Source organism: Paraconexibacter sp. AEG42_29, assembly GCF_040581415.1.
In the GTDB taxonomy this organism is placed as follows: domain Bacteria; phylum Actinomycetota; class Thermoleophilia; order Solirubrobacterales; family Solirubrobacteraceae; genus Paraconexibacter.
The window spans coordinates 4935026-4949847 of the sequence record NZ_CP114014.1 but is presented as its reverse complement, the minus strand read 5'-3'; the positions used below and the strand labels follow the sequence as shown (position 1 = coordinate 4949847).

Genomic DNA, 14822 nt, shown 5'->3' with positions numbered 1-14822 from the left:
TGAGGTCGCTCGAAGTGCCCGGAATCTGACCGGCTCGGCCGCGGTAGCCCTCAGACTCGCGCGCCTGGTCTCGAATAGCAACGTCACCAGTAGGTGCGCTTCGGCACCCAGCGAACCGCGCCGGGTCGCACGGGCATCGCTTGCAAACGCTCCGTCGTCGTCCAACATAGAGTCGTGGCATGGACTACGGCGGGGTGCTTATCCGACTCGAGTACGCGTGCGCGATGTATCGGCGCGTCTATGGCACGTGGCCGAAACAGGCGCGGTTCCAGCCCGACCTCCTGCACCACCTGACACATCAGCTCAGCAGTCACGAGCTCTGCGAACTCGTCACCCGGCTCGAACTGCGTGCGCGACCGGACGCTTTGCTGTCGGTGGGCGGCCTGGGCGTCGTTGAGTACGGCGGGTTCGACGTCGCGGAGGCAGAACGCTACCGACCTGCAGCTCGCGATTGGCTTTACGCCGGATTCAAGGTCAACAGTCATCTTGAGTAGGCACGGGACACCCGTCTACGGGGGTGGGCGGCTCCGGACTCGTGCCATCGCCGCTGCGCTTGGCGTCCGCTCTCCGGCCGGTCGCAACAACGCTCGCGTTGAAGCGCGCCGCTGTCGTCGAGCCGCAGACGCGCTCCCCGCTCAACAGGTCGCTCGTGACCGCTGATCAGGACAGCCTCTTCGAGGCGACCGTGGCACCGGCCAGACCGGAGCAGGTCGGAGCGACCGCGATTACGTACCGGGACGCTGCGAGCATCCTTACTCGAGCGTCCGGGTTCATGGCCGACTACGACTTCACCCTCAATCCCTATTCAGGCTGTGGATTCGGGTGCTCCTACTGTTATGCGGCGTTCTTCAGCCGCGACCAGGAGCGCCAGAACACCTGGGGTCAGTGGGTCGAAGTGAAAGCGAACGCGCTTGACCGCCTGCGGCGGATGCGCACTCCGCTGCAGGGCCGGTCGATCTACATGAGCAGCGTGACCGACCCGTACCAACCGGTCGAGAAGAAGCTCGGTCTGGTGCGGGGCCTCCTTGAGGAGCTGGTCAAGCAGCAGCCCCGGCTGGTGGTGCAGACTCGAAGTCCGCTCGTCACGCGGGACATCGATCTCCTCACGAAGTTTGAGCACGTACGTGTGAACATGACGGTGACGACCGACTCGGACGCCGTTCGCAAGGCCTTCGAGCCGAGCTGTCCGGGAAATCGATTCCGACTTCAGGCCATCGCGGAGGTTCAAGCCGCCGGCATCGAGACCTCGGTGACGATGACGCCGCTTCTACCGGTAGTCGACCCGGTGGCGTTCGCCGCTGCGCTGCGGGCAACCGGCGTGAGGCGGTTCGTGGTGCAGCCCTTCCATGTCGATCGGGGTCGGTTCGTAGCCGGCACCCGCGAGCCTGCGTTGGCCTTGCTTCGTGACATGGACTGGGACGCAGCCAAGTACCGGACGACGGTCGAGATACTGCGTCGTGAACTGCCCTCGCTCGATGAGGGCCGAGAAGGATTCGCACCCCAATGAACGACGTGCTTACCGCGCTGGCAGACGCGAGTCGGCTCATCGACGAAGCGATCACCGCCGCCTGCGTCCCACTTACGGTCGGCGTAGACCGCCCTGGGTGGTCTAGGTGGGAGATCGATCAGTCACTTCGCGATATTGCACTTCTGAGCAACGGAGATTGCTGCTACGACAGGCCGAGTATCGGGGTCGCATATGCCCTGTGGCACCACGGGTCCCGTACGCACGACGCCATCCGCATGCTGCTGCCGGTGATGGAGCGGCACGGTCAGGAGGAGATATGTCTGGTTGACCTGGGCTGCGGCACCGGAGCTACGGCCTCTGCGGCCGCGTTGATCGTCGCTGCCATGCGGCGCGCAGGAAAGACGCCGCCGCGGCAGGTCGTGGTGCTCGGCGTCGATCAAAGCAGCTTCATGACCGACATGGCGCAGCGTGTTCAGGCGTCTCTGCTTGGTCGAGTCTCTGCCCCCGAGGTGCGGGCGAGTTTCGTCGCGGCACGGTGGGAGGAGCTCGAGCCGTCTCCTGCTCGCACGGTGATCACGGCGGGCTATCTCCTTGACCACTCCGATGGCGCGCATGCGGATGAGATCTCTGAGCGGCTCGAGGTGCTTGCGCTTCGCCTTGACGCTGAAGAGGTTGTCGTGACCACCGTCGGTGCCAAACGACGCCTGCTTGAGCAAGTCGGCGAGGCAATGCGTCGCCGCGAGTGGCAGCCTGCCGACGTACCAATGTCCGGACCCGTTGCGGGCCGAGGGCTCGAGAAGGTCGGCCAGCTCCGTGCGAGGTGGTATCGCGACGCGGGGGTCACGCGCGAACCCAGCGGGTATCTCGACCGTCGGCCCGAGTGGCACAAAGCGAACCCAGTCGCGTTGGCGCTTCAGCGGTCGGCGGGGCCTGTCGGCGGACGACTCTTCGATTCGACGCCGACCGGACTCGAGCTCGACGATGCCCAACGCGAAGCAGCTGTGCCCACGGGCGGGCCCACCGCAATCGTGGGACCCGCAGGATCGGGGAAGACCCTCGTCCTCGCGGAGCGCGTCGCGCTGACGGTCACCGATCCACAGGCTGACCCGCGGTTGCACATCCTCGTGACAGCGTTCAACAAGGCGGTTGTCGCGCTGCTCATAGAACGAGTCGCCGACGCGCTCAACGTACGCGGCGTCGCCATGACGCAGGTCGATGACGAAGGACACAGGTGGACGATCCACCGCGATGGCAGGCAAGTAGACCTCAGCTTCTATAACCGCGACAAGCTGCCGACTCGCGTTTTCGGATGCTCGCCGGTGAGAATTGAGCACGGCGGCTGGACGCGCGAGGTTGTCCGTCGCCGCGGGCAGCTAACTCCGGATGAGGTGGATCGACTCAAGGACTTCGACGTCGCCGCGCTGGAAACCGAGTTCGAGCGCTTCATCGTTGCGAAGGGCCACCCTGATGTCCACGCCTATGTACGCGCACCGCGAGCGGGTAGCGGCCGTGCTCTGGGTGAGCGCCAGCGGGAGACGATCTGGAAGCTCGTCATGGACCCGCCGATTCCGTCACACGGCTCGCAGCGCCTTCGGTCTGCGTCTCGCTCGCCGCCGCGCCCGTTCACCCACGTCTTCGTCGACGAATGTCAGGACTTCGGGGAGGCTGAGCTCCGCCAGCTCGCACGCAGCGCAGCGAGCGTCGATCGGCTCTGCATCGCAGGCGATGTGTCGCAGTCGATTCACCTTGGTCCCTCGTACGTGCGCCCGACCTTCGAGGGGGTCCGGTGGCGACTTCGCCAGCTCGAGGGGTCGCATCGATTGCCGCTTCGCATCTGCGAGGCACTCAGGCCGCAAGCGGAGCGACTGGTTGCCCGGCGCACGCCGACGAGCTCCGCCGAGACAGACGCGGTCCTGCTAGGCCCCCGGAAAGCAAGCCTGCTTGGCGTCCGGCCGATCGTGGTCTTGGCGGAGGACCTGCGCCACGAGTTGCCGGCCATCTTGGGCACGTACGATGCGGCGGTCGATGACAAGCGCCTGCTGGTCGGCGACGCGCGGCCGTGGGTCACGACGGAAACGAAGCGCGCTGCGCCGACATGGAACGTCGAAGCGGGATCGATGCTCAAGTACAAAGGTTGCGAGTGGCCGGTCGTCGTCATGACCGACGCGTGGTCGGGGCACCGCCCTGTTGACGATGCGGACCTCGACCTCATCGAAACGCTCGAGCAGCATGCGTTCACCGTCCTGACTCGATCGACGCGTGTCCTGATCATCGCGCTTGCGCGTGACGGGAACGCGGTCCACGCCGTGTCGCGCTTTCTCGGCCATTCACCGGTCGACCGACTGCTGTTTTGGACAGAGGAGGCGCAGCAGCGGTTCGCCGCGCTGACTCCAGCGGGCCGGTTCGCCGCTTACACCAGGGCTAGGTGAGGGGCTTCCCGGCGCTAGCCCTGAAGCCGACTGCGTCCGCTGACACCGTTCGGTCGCGATCCTGCGCGTGGAGCGCACGCGGTCTAGGGTTGAACACGATGCCCGCCGAACCGACGTTGGACAGAGACGCACTCATTGCAGCCGTGCCGGAGGGTGGCGGGCTGATCACCAATCCGAACCTCCGGAAGTTGCTCGGGTGGGATTCTGACGCCGATGAGGACCGCTACTTCGCTGCCCGCAACGCGGCGGAGGATGCTGGCGTTATCACGCGCTGGAAAGGCCGCGGAGGTACCGTTCGGCGCATCGTCGACGTCGACGAAGACGCCGATGCTACGGCTGCTGTTGTAGACCAGCCAGAGGTTACGGCAGCTCTGACGCGCGAGAGCCAGCTTTACGAGCCCATGCGGGAGGTCATCGCCTCCGACTGGGCAAAGGATCAGCGCGTGACGCCGGTCGCCGTGGAGGTGACTGCGCACGGAGGGAGCAAGGCAACCGGCGTGTGGGCACGCCCCGACATCGTCTGCGTAGAGGTTCAGACGTTCACCCATGTTCCCGGCCGGTATCTCGAGGTACTCACTTTCGAGGTCAAGCCTGCTGATTCAATCAATGTGCAGGCCGTCTATGAGGCGCTAGCGCATCGCCGAGCAGCTACGCACGCGTACGTGCTCTTGCACGTTCCTGACGACCGAAGTGCGGAGCTCGAACCTGTGATCGCCGAGATCGCCGACGTCGCGCGTGGGCACCAAGTCGGACTGATCACCGCCGGCGACCCGGGTGATTACGCGACCTGGGAGCAGCGGGAGGTTGCGGTCCGGGTGGAGCCCGATCCTGGTCGGCTGGACGCGTTCATTGCGCAACAGCTGAGTCAGCAGGCGCGCACGAAGATCGCGCTTGCGGTCCGATAGCGGCCGACCCGAGTGGGGGACCGGGTTCTGCCCCTCTGGGGAGAACGAAGTTGGTCACCTGTGGACCCGTCGGCGTCGAGGTAGGCACGAGGATCTCGCGTGCGTGCATAGATATTGGTCGACCTGGCCTGCGCTTGCACACGAGTCCGGTCGGCCGATGACGTCATACCTCAGTTACGGAGAGAAGGGGTTCATCGAGCGCGGACACGACCGCGGCTTCATCTGCCATCCGTGCCGCCAGTACCGACAACGCGAGGTCAACCGGGAGGGACTCGCCGAACTTCAGCGCCTCGATCCGGCGCTCGTCGGGTGCTGCCCTCGGAGGCGCTGCGCGGAGGTCGACCAGGAGCTGGCGGAGGCGCTCGTATCCGACCGGTCCACGCATGCTGATCGAAAGGTCGTCGCTCCCCATGACGCCGATGTTCGCCGCGGCCAATCCGGCGGCGAGGGCAGCGTTCGCGTTCCCGCCGGCGAACGTCCACCACGTCTCGCGATTGCGACCGCCATCGCGAACAAGCATTGTTCGCCCGTCGCGCACACCGTCGAAGTCGCCTCGAAGCGCAGCTAGCTGCGCCCGGGCTCGGGCGGTCAGCACAGCGCCCTCCGGCTCGACGGAGGTAGCGAGGACCGCCCGGATCGCGCGACAGACAACGGCTGACAGGGCAACCCCGCTGCCCGACCAGCGCGATCGGCCTGCCTCCTCGCTCGGCTTGACCCATCCGATCCCGCGACGCCAGTCGACGTCCTCGACGTCCCACGCGCGACCTCCGAGAAGGATGGTCGCTTTCCGTCCGTCGCGAGTGGTCAGGACCGATGGATCAACCTGCCCGAGCTCGCGCGTGCCCCATCGCACCTTGAGCAGCGGCTCCGTCAGGAACAGCGACGTGACGTCCATGAAGTGGCGTCGGCCGTAGCGCTCCTCACCGACCTGGCCGATCTGAACAAACCCGCCGTCGCGGAGGAGGACATCGATCCGCTCAAGCTCGGTGCGAACTTCGAGAACTTCAGCGGGTGTCAGCTCAGCCAGTCGCGCGACGTCCGTCAACTCCCCCGGCCACGCTGTATCACCGACGCGCCCATCTGCCAGCACGCGGGCGAGGAGCTGCTGCACCACGAGGTGAAGCGGCCGCGGTGGTCCGACGACCGGTTCGACCCACCCTTGGTGGATGAGCTCGCAGACAGCGATCGACTGCAGCAAGGCCAACTCATTGGTGCAGAGAAAGAGGCAGTTGCGCTTCGTCCCGGCGCGCCGGCCCGTTCGACCCATCCGCTGCAGCACTGACGACACCCGCGCCGGCGAGTCGATCTGGATCACGCGGTCGAGGTCGCCGACATCAATCCCGAGCTCGAGGGTGCTCGTCGACACGATTACGCAGTTCGACGCTTCCGCGAAGGCCTGCTCGGCCTGTCGACGCTCGTCCCGGCTGAGAGACGAATGCGACACGAACGTCGTCACCTCCAGCCGCCGCAGCGCGGTCGCGAGCTCCTCCACGCGGGCGCGACTGTCGCAGAAGACGAGCCGCTTCTCGCCATGGTGAAGGCCGGCGATCACCCGCGCGGCGTTGTCCACACTGGCCACCCAATCGACGGTGAGCTCCGGCGCGACCGCACCGTCGTGCACCATCACCGTCTCGCGGTCATCGACCGGGCGGCGGGAGAGCCATCCCAAGAGGTGGTCCGGGTTGCCCACAGTCGCAGTCAGGCCTAGCCGCTGTGCCCGCCCGGGCGACAGCGCATCAATCCGGTCAAGGACCGCCAGCATGTGCCACCCGCGGTCGTCACCCGCGAAAGCATGGATCTCGTCAACGACGACGGCGCGTACACCGCCGAGGAGCTGGGCGGCATCGACCCGGCGAGACAGGAACATGGCCTCAAGCGACTCCGGCGTCGTCAGCAGCATGTCGGGGGGATCGCGAAGCATGCGCTTGCGTGGCCCGTCACCGACGTCGCCGTGCCATAGCCCCGCGGTGCGGCCCACGAGCTCCGCGTACCCGGAGATCCGCGGGTGAAGGTTGTTGAGCAAGGCCCGAAGCGGACAGACGTACAACACGCTGAGGCCCGCCCATTCTTCGCTGACCATGCGAGAGAGGAGCGGCAAGATGGCGGCCTCGGTCTTGCCGCCGGCGGTGGGCGCGCCGAGGAGCACGTCGCGACCCTCCAGGATCGGCAGGATGCTCTGTTCTTGGAGGGGACGGAGCGATCGCCACCCGAGCGAGTTGACGACGTGGTGCTGCACCGCCGGGTGCAGCGCCTCGAATGGGGTGCTCACAGGTCGAGGGCGACGTCGTCGGCGGTCGGCGCACCGCGCGCCTCGCGCTCCTCCGCGGTGAGCTCCTGGTCGGTGACCGTGAGGGCGTAGTGCTCTCGCGGGTCGAAGTCGGGGAACTGGTCGACGCGATCGAGGACGTCGCCGACGAGCTTCTTGAGGAACACCCGCGGCGCGATACCGACTGCGCCACCCAGGTTGCCGGCGACGGCTCGTGCGAGGTCCTCGACGTACTTGTCGTCCACTCGCGCCTGGAGGCGGTCGGCGTGGTCGCTGCCTTCGGCGTAGATGTCGCGGATGCGCGTGCCGACGGCGACCAACCGGGTGAAGTCGAACGCCGGCAGACGCAGCTGCACGGCGCGCGGGTTGTCGAAGCGGGCGTCGGAACCAAAGTCTGTATGAAGGCGCTGGGCAAGAGGCGGCAGTCGCTGGGCGCCCTGCGAGCCGTCAAAGAACGCAGGCGTACCCGTGATGCTCAGATACAGCCCCGGAAACCGTCCGCCGTCGATCTCGTCGATCAGCTGGCGCATCGCGTTGAGCCCCTTCTCGCGCACGTCGCTGCGAACGCGCTGAAGCGTCTCGACCTCATCGAGCACCACGAAGAGGCCGGCGTGCCCACTGTCCCGCAGGACGACGAGCAGTCCTTGCAGGAAGCTCAGCGCCCCGAAGTGATCGATCTCGCCCTTGACGCCGGCAGCACGCTTCACCGCCGCAGGGACGTTCGGCTGTCCTCCGACCCAGGCGAGAATGCCATCGGCCAGGACACGGTCCCCGGCTGCCAGCGCCGTGCGGTGCGCGCGGACTGCCGTCGCAAACGGCGGCGCGCTCCTGCTCACCTCGGCCAGCCGCGCTTCCATCAGGTCCTGAACGCGGCGCCCGAGCTCGACCTCGTCCTGCTCGTCGACCTGCCCCGTGGCGAGCACATCCTCTTCTAGAGCGAAGCCCCAACGCTCCAGGACGAGGCCCAGTGCACCCTGCGGTGCGTCCGTCGTGGCGAGCCGTTCGATGAGCCGCCGGTACACCGTTTCCAAGCGGTGGAGCGGCGTCTCGCCCTCAGAGATCTGGACCTCGGCCGTCGCGAAGCCCTGCGTCTTCGCGTGCTCGGTAACCCAGCGTGCGAAGAACGTCTTGCCGCTGCCGTATTCGCCTCGCACGGCCTTGAACTGGGCGACGCCCGTAGCAACGCTCCGCAGCTCTTCGGAGACGGTTGGGGTGAAGTGGTCAAGACCGACTGCAAAAGCGTCTAGGCCGCGCTGGGGGACCGTCCCGCGACGCAGCGCGTCGATGATCTCGCGTCGACGCTGCGGGCTTGGCATTGCGCTGATCATGGACCAGACAACCCGAACTGCTGTGCGAGCAAGACCCGGTCAAGCTTCACGTCCCCGGTCGCTGGATCGACCGTGAGGGTCTGGTAGCCGTCGATGTTCAGCATCTGTCTCAAGGCCGCGAGCATCCCCGTGAGTCGCATCACCGGGATACCGCACGCCCGCGCAAGGGCGTCCTTGAGGAGCTGCCCGCCGTGCGCGTCGAGCGCTGCCAGGATCCGGATGGTGCGCTCGTCGGGTACGGGAGTGCGGCCCGCCGAGGCGCGCCGTTCCGCAAACACGTCACTCGCAAGGAGCTCAGTGATCCATCCAGTCGCGCTGACGTCAGCAGGCGGCCCGTCGGGCGCGAGCGTCATCTGCTCCCCAGGGCGGGGCTCGGCAGGTGGGGCGTCTGGCACGCCGGTGCCCGGAGCGACGACGTCGCTCGCGGGATCGCCGAGCCACCAGGCGGGCGGGTCGTAGGGTGCTTCGCTCCAGCCGTCCGGAGTGTCGACGAGTCCCGGCGCCAGGACGAGGAGCGGCGTCAACACCTCCTGAGCGCTGGCTCCACCGTGGTAGCCATTCTTCTTGACGGCGTAGCGCACCTTCTCACTCCACGCCAGAACGCAAGCACCTTCGGGGACGAGCACGCGCGTTCCCTGCACAACGACCTCGCCCGTCTCGAGTGACCGTCCGGTCGCACGCTGCCAACGCTCACCGCCGTCGCCACTGCCACGATTCAGGGTGCTTCCATGTTCCAAAACGTGACCATGATCGCTGGCCAGGACGACGATGCGACCAGCCTCGCGTGCCGCCTCCAGAAGCCACCACAGCGGCAAGATGTCCCGCGCGCCCCACGAGGTCCGGAGCTGCTCGCTCCGAGCGAGGTGATCGTCGATCGCGTTGATCACGGCACCTACTACGCGGCGGTCGCCGGCGACCTCGGCACTGAGCTCGGCGGTGAGGCCTCCGTGGCGGTCCGTGATCGCTCCTTTGTGGAAAAGCCGTGGTGGCTCGCCGCCGGCACTCGCCGAGACGAGCGCTGTATGCGTGGGAAAGGCGGCTTGCTCGTCGCTCATCGTGCCCCTGCGCAGACTGCCCGTGAGCAGGCTCGTGCGGGACACCGCTGTGACGCTGGGCAACACCGAAACCGCGAGCGCTCGCTCAGAATGTGCTGTGCGCCGCAGTTCGGTCCAGCCTGCGTGGCTGAGGTCGTCGAGCAGCTCGTTCGCCACGCGATGCCCCATCCCGTCCATGACGATGAACAGCAGTGGCCGGGCCACTGCGAGGGGTCCGACGACGCGCTCGAGAATGTGTTCGACTCCGAGGAGCGCGTCGTCGGTCGTGGAGTGCGCGCTCCAGGAGGCGAGCGTCTGGGCGAAGTGCTCTTCCTCACTTTCCCGGCGGGCGTCGGCTTTCGCGACGAGCTTGCGAACTGCTGCGTCGAACGTCGGCTCCCCGGCTCCGTTGCGGAGCGTCGAGCGGGCCCAGTCGGCGTAACTCCCGTCGGTCGCGTGAAGCAGAGCGGCGGCGCGAAGGTCAGGCGGCGACGCTGCATCGAGGTCGAGCCACCGCGCGAGCGCGAGAGCGAGCCGATGCGGCGCGTCGGGCAAGCTGTCAGCGAGTCGATGCTGCGCGATCCGGTCGGCGTCGGCGGCGACAGCCGCGATGGATCGCTTGCCCGCGGTCCACGCGGCGAGCGTGCCCCCGAACGCCGCCATCCGTGCGCGGAGTCCTGACGTTAGATGGTCGCTGGCGGCCACGAGGCTTTCGGCCTGAAGAATTTCGATGAGCCGATCCGCACGGTGTTGAACCGTTGCTTGGAGGTGCGACGGCAGCGCATCGAGCGTGGCTTCGGCCGCCAGTGACCAGGCGGCCGCCGACCCGGCGTCGAACGCCCAGCCCTTCAGGCGGACCTCCAGCCGGGTCCGTGCTGCCACACGTGCTGCACCGTCGGGGGCGTTGAGCAGGACTCGCATCACCAGCCCGAGCGCGACGACGTCGTCCCCGTCGCCCGCGTCCAGCACCGCCAGCACGGCCTCGGCACCCGGCATCGTCCCAACGAGCCGTGCAGTGAGAGCCTTGCGCTCCGCCGCCTCAGCCTCGACGAACGCCGTACCCGGCGATGCGGCCCACGCCAGCAGCCCACCAAGTCCTCCGTCTGGGTCGATCCCGTAACGGTGCACGAGGAGCGCGCGCCACGCGCGCGCGAGGTCGAGCTGCAGGGCGCCGGCGGACTCGTACCCGGCGCGCGGGGCGGAGTCGACGAGCGCGTCGATGAGCCACCGTTGCCGTGCGAGCGCGGGGTCGATCGCCCTGACGCCAAAGAGTGGCAGCAGCGCATCCGACGAGTGCAGCCGATGCACCCGCGGCCGTGCAAGCCGAGCAAGCACGTCAGCGCCGAGCTGATCGATCGACGTTAGGAGCACCAGGCCCCGGCCGGCCTCGCGCGGCGCGCTGAGCACTTCGCGCACGGCGAGTTCTGATCGGCAGACGCGCACGTCTACGTATCGGTCGCCGACCATGAGCACGTCGCTGCCAGACCAGTCACCCTCGTGGTACACGGCGAAGATCGGCCGGCTCGGGTCACCGGCGAGCCACGCCTCCAGCTGCGGCCATAGCCGTTCGGGGGTGACGGTGCCGCTCACCGTTCGTCGTTCGTCGTAATCGTCCAATGGAGCGTGACGAGTACCTCGCCGGGCAACGTCGCTAGTCGGTCAAGCTCGCGCTGCGCGCTGGCGACATCGACGCTGATCTGCTCGCCCTGCTCGACCGTCACCCCGGACTTCGGAGGCGTTGGCGGAGGCGCAACAGGAGGCTCCGGCGGCGGGGGCCCGGGAGGCGGACCCGTGGGCGGCGGCGCCAAGAGCGCGATGGCGTCGCTGGCAGCGGTCTGCACAGCGGGGCCCAGCGGCTCCGCGTGCTCGTCACGCTCGAGCGTGCGGACCAGGGCCGTAGCGATCCGCTGGAAGTTGGGGTCGCCAGCGGTCGCTCGCTCGGCCGTAAGCCCGATGACGTTCCAGTTCGAGTCCTGAAGGACGTCGCGGACCGCGCCCGCCGAGCTCATGCTTCGTGCGAGGGCCGGTGCCGACGTCGGGATGTCCGCCTCAGCCAGCACGGCGATGACGGTGCCCGGATCCGACGCCGTCGCAAGCCCCGAGACGATCGACGCAGCGGCACGGGCCGAGCGCATGCGGGGAGCACTACCGAGATCCACACCCAGCAATCCGAGCCGCTCTCCCAGCACCGGCACGAGCGCCTCCGCGTCAGGCGCCAGCAGCCGCGCCTTATCGCGAAGCTTGCCGACCAAGGCTTCGTACGAGCTTGGGTTTCGCGCTCGGTTCACGCTGGTGACGCCAAGGATCGACGCGGCCCTCTCGACCGCGGTATCCCAAGCCTCAACGCTCGGGAGCTCCGTGACGACAAGCTCGAGTGCGTCGTCGAGCCGGTCGATGGGCGGCGTCGCTGGGCCTCCATGCAGCTGGAAGACGCGCCCGGTCTGGGCAGCGAAGCAGAGAATGACGAGCGACTCGACATCTCGCGGCAGACCCATCGGCTCGGCAGCAGCGATCCAAGCGCGGACGTCCTTGACCGTCATACGCTCTGCGCCCTGGGTACGCGCGATAGCGGCCGCCCGCTCGAGCGTGTCCTTCCAGTGGCTGCCGAGAACGAAGGGCGCCTCGTACTGCATACCTAGCTTCAACGGAGCGGCGACCTTGCGCATGACCTTGCGGCGGTCGGTCGGGACCTCGATCCGGCCGTCCGTCGTCTGGGCTGCCCGCTGTACCTCCTCAAGCACGACGCGCAGGTGGGGCATCCGCACCTCGTCCTCGAACTTCGGATGCGCCGGGTACTGAACGCTGAGCATCTGATCGACCAGCCCAGTGAGCGCGTCCGACAGCTGCGCGCCGACCGGAACCTGCGGCCTGAAGCCCGCGGTAAGGGACTGCAGTCGGTCCTCGACCCCGTGCGAGGTGTCGATCGTGTCCGGGGCGACTGTTTCTACGCCGTAGGCCTGGCGGATCGCAGCAGCGACCCGCTGCTCGAGCGCCGACCGCAGGTCGCTCAGGATCCCGGCCGCTTGCTGACGGTCCTGGGGGCTCATGTCCTGAGTGAACTGGCTGAGCCGCTCGTCCTTCAGGACGTAGCGAACGATGCCGAGTCGCTTGAGGTCACGCTGCAAAGCGGCGGAGAAGAACGCGGGAACCCAGCAGACCGTCTGGCTCGCACCGTTGACTTCGCGCCATCGATCCAGACGCTGGACGTCATCGAGTGGCGTGTGGCCCTGGTCGAACGGATAGTCGATCACGAGCTTCCAGTGATCCCCGCTGGCCCGCAGCGCATCGTCCGGAAGGAGCTCGCTGTCGCGGATGTTCCCGAAGACGACGTCGATGGGGCGGCGGGTCCCGCGCCAGAGCACGGTGTGCTCGGCGAACAGCCGCGTGTCTGCGTCGATCCCGAGCTGGCTAAGCACGAGCTCCTTGATGAGCTGGCGCCGGACGCCCTCGTTATCGGTGCCGCTCGCGCGTTCGATGATCGCGTCGACGTCCACGCCGGTGAGGCGGATGGCGACCGTCGGATTCTGCGTGTCTTCGCCGACCTTGAGGGCACCGACCTGGGAGGACCACTTGCGCAGCTTCTGCAGGACAATCGCCTTCTCCTGGCCTGGGATTGGCGACGCGATGGATCCGTGGTTCAGGGCGGTGAGCTTCGCGACGTCAAGGTTCCGGAGTGGGCCGGCGTTCGGGACGAGCGCGGCGAGCAGGAGCGTCTTGACCAGTCGCTCGTCAGCCGCAGAGGGCCGGCTAGCGCCAGGGGTCTCTGCGAGCAGCAGCGGTTCGAGCTGCTGCTGATAGAGCTCCTTCGCATGGTCGAAGTGGCGCTTCATGTCCTGCGAGAAGGGTTCGTCGCCGTTGGCGAGCACGTCGAATAGGTCGCCGACACTCACTAGGTCGCCGACCTTGAGGTCATCACGACGGTCGACCAGGAGCTGCAGCATCACCTTCAGCGCTGTCCGTTCGCGCTGGAGCGCTGAGGATGCGGCCACGAGCGCCTTCATAAAGGCCGGGCTGAACGGGTAGGTCGCGCGGAAGAGGTCGCGGTCGCCGTCCTCCGTCATCAGGACGTCGAGAACGTCAGGGCGGGTCCGCTGGGAGTCGGCGAACGCCTCCTCGAGCTGCTGCTTCGACGCTTCGCTGTTGGGCGCAAGGAGCCGGCGCTGGGCGATCTTCGGCAGGTTGCGATCGTTCAGTTTGACGCTGTCGAAGCGTCCCTCCCAGTGCTTCAGCGTGTCCGTGAACGAGAGCTTCTCGGACCCGGGGATCTGATCCCCGATGAACTCCCGGAGGTCGCGCTGGCGCGCGACGAACGAGATGACGGGGATCTCGCGGGTGCCCGTGTACTCGATGAGCTTGATGAGCTTCTGTCCTTCGCGCGCAACGAACGCCGGGTCGCCGATGCGTGTCCCGAGCCACAGGATCAGCTCGTCCAGGAAGAGAATTAGAGCGTCGGCGCCGCGTGACTTCGCGTGGCGCGCGAGTTCCTGCAGCCCAGCCTCGAGGTCGACGTAACCGGTCGATCGTCCGCGCATCGCGTCCCTGAACGCCGGGACGATGGTCGACACGAGCTCCCCGCTCAGGCGTGAACGGCCCGGGTCACCCGCCGGTGCGTTCCGCGCCGCGTCGTAGGTCTCAGCAGTCCAGGCGGCCGCAAGGTCGCCCCAGCCGTCGTCGCCATCGGCGCCCGCTCCGGACGGATTGAGCCGCGCGAAGAACTTCTCGTCGCCGATGTCAGCCCGAACGGAGTCGGCCTGCTCGAAGATCGGGCCGTCGCTGTACACCCCGGGAGGCGGCGCGGTGGGCGCGATCCGGTGCAGATGCTCGACGTACCCACCAAGAATGCCCTGCTCCATCGAGTCCGCCCCGATGAGGTGGAGCGGCACCAGCGCAAACTTCTTCCCCTCGAGGACCTTGTCCGGCTTCGAGACCGCCCGCGCGAGTTCCGGGATAGCCCGCGCATCGGGGTCCCGCTGTAGCAGCAGGTGCAGCACGGCCATGAAATGGCTCTTGCCCGAGCCGAAGCTGCCGTCGAGGTACGCCGCCCGGCAGCGGCCGTCGCGCACCGAGGAGGCGATGAAGGTCAGCGCGTGTTCGAAAGCGTCCTCTAGTTGGGGCGTGACGACGTAGCTGTTGAGCGTGCCGGCCTTGTCGTTCACCCCGCTGGCCAGGCTCATGACGAAGTCGCCGCGCTGGACCGACTCGGGGATGTTGATGAGTTCGCGAAGGAGCGTGGGCACGAGTGGGTTAGCCTCGCAGAAGCGTCGGTGATGGTTCGAGTTTGGGACGGTGGGTGCAGCGTTGTGTGTCAGCGCCGACCGGGATGCCACGGCGTTGTCGCCCGTGCGTCGCTCGATCTGACGACGAGCGGTGCCCCGTCCCGCGTCGCGATGAC

General features: G+C 67.5%; 8 protein-coding genes. 4 read left to right on the top strand and 4 right to left on the bottom strand.

The window, feature by feature from the left end:
• The first annotated feature begins 179 nt into the window (after positions 1–179).
• The 4 genes from DSM112329_RS23805 to DSM112329_RS23790 all read left to right on the top strand — a co-directional run bounded on the left by DSM112329_RS23805 (position 180) and on the right by DSM112329_RS23790 (position 4802).
• The gene (locus DSM112329_RS23805; protein ID WP_354699052.1) at positions 180–494 is read left to right on the top strand and encodes a hypothetical protein; all 315 of its coding nucleotides are present in this window, start codon (positions 180–182) and stop codon (positions 492–494) included.
• 278 nt (positions 495–772) lie between these two features.
• Positions 773–1507, top strand: a complete 735-nt coding sequence (locus DSM112329_RS23800; protein ID WP_354699051.1) for a radical SAM protein — start codon at positions 773–775, stop codon at positions 1505–1507.
• Positions 1504–3897 (top strand): UvrD-helicase domain-containing protein, encoded by a 2394-nt coding sequence (locus DSM112329_RS23795; RefSeq protein ID WP_354699050.1) that lies wholly within the window; start codon positions 1504–1506, stop codon positions 3895–3897. Before DSM112329_RS23800 ends, DSM112329_RS23795 begins: the two co-directional genes overlap by 4 nt.
• Before the next feature lie 98 nt (positions 3898–3995).
• Complete coding sequence (locus tag DSM112329_RS23790; protein ID WP_354699049.1) at positions 3996–4802, top strand: hypothetical protein; 807 nt, start codon at positions 3996–3998, stop codon at positions 4800–4802.
• Positions 4803–4965: 163 nt separating this feature from the next.
• Here the strand turns inward: DSM112329_RS23790 and DSM112329_RS23785 are convergent, their stop codons facing one another.
• The 4 genes from DSM112329_RS23785 to DSM112329_RS23770 are packed head-to-tail and all read right to left on the bottom strand — an operon-like array spanning position 4966 to position 14667.
• Complete coding sequence (locus DSM112329_RS23785; protein ID WP_354699048.1) at positions 4966–7071, bottom strand: DEAD/DEAH box helicase; 2106 nt, start codon at positions 7069–7071, stop codon at positions 4966–4968.
• Positions 7068–8384, bottom strand: a complete 1317-nt coding sequence (brxD, locus tag DSM112329_RS23780) for a BREX system ATP-binding protein BrxD (RefSeq protein WP_354699047.1) — start codon at positions 8382–8384, stop codon at positions 7068–7070. The genes DSM112329_RS23785 and brxD overlap by 4 nt, the downstream gene beginning before the upstream one ends.
• Before the next feature lie 8 nt (positions 8385–8392).
• The gene (gene pglZ, locus DSM112329_RS23775; RefSeq protein WP_354699046.1) at positions 8393–11047 is read right to left on the bottom strand and encodes a BREX-2 system phosphatase PglZ; all 2655 of its coding nucleotides are present in this window, start codon (positions 11045–11047) and stop codon (positions 8393–8395) included.
• Positions 11017–14667: a phage resistance protein gene (locus DSM112329_RS23770; protein WP_354699045.1), complete on the bottom strand. Its 3651-nt coding sequence runs from the start codon at positions 14665–14667 to the stop codon at positions 11017–11019. The genes pglZ and DSM112329_RS23770 overlap by 31 nt, the downstream gene beginning before the upstream one ends.
• Positions 14668–14822: the final 155 nt, after the last annotated feature.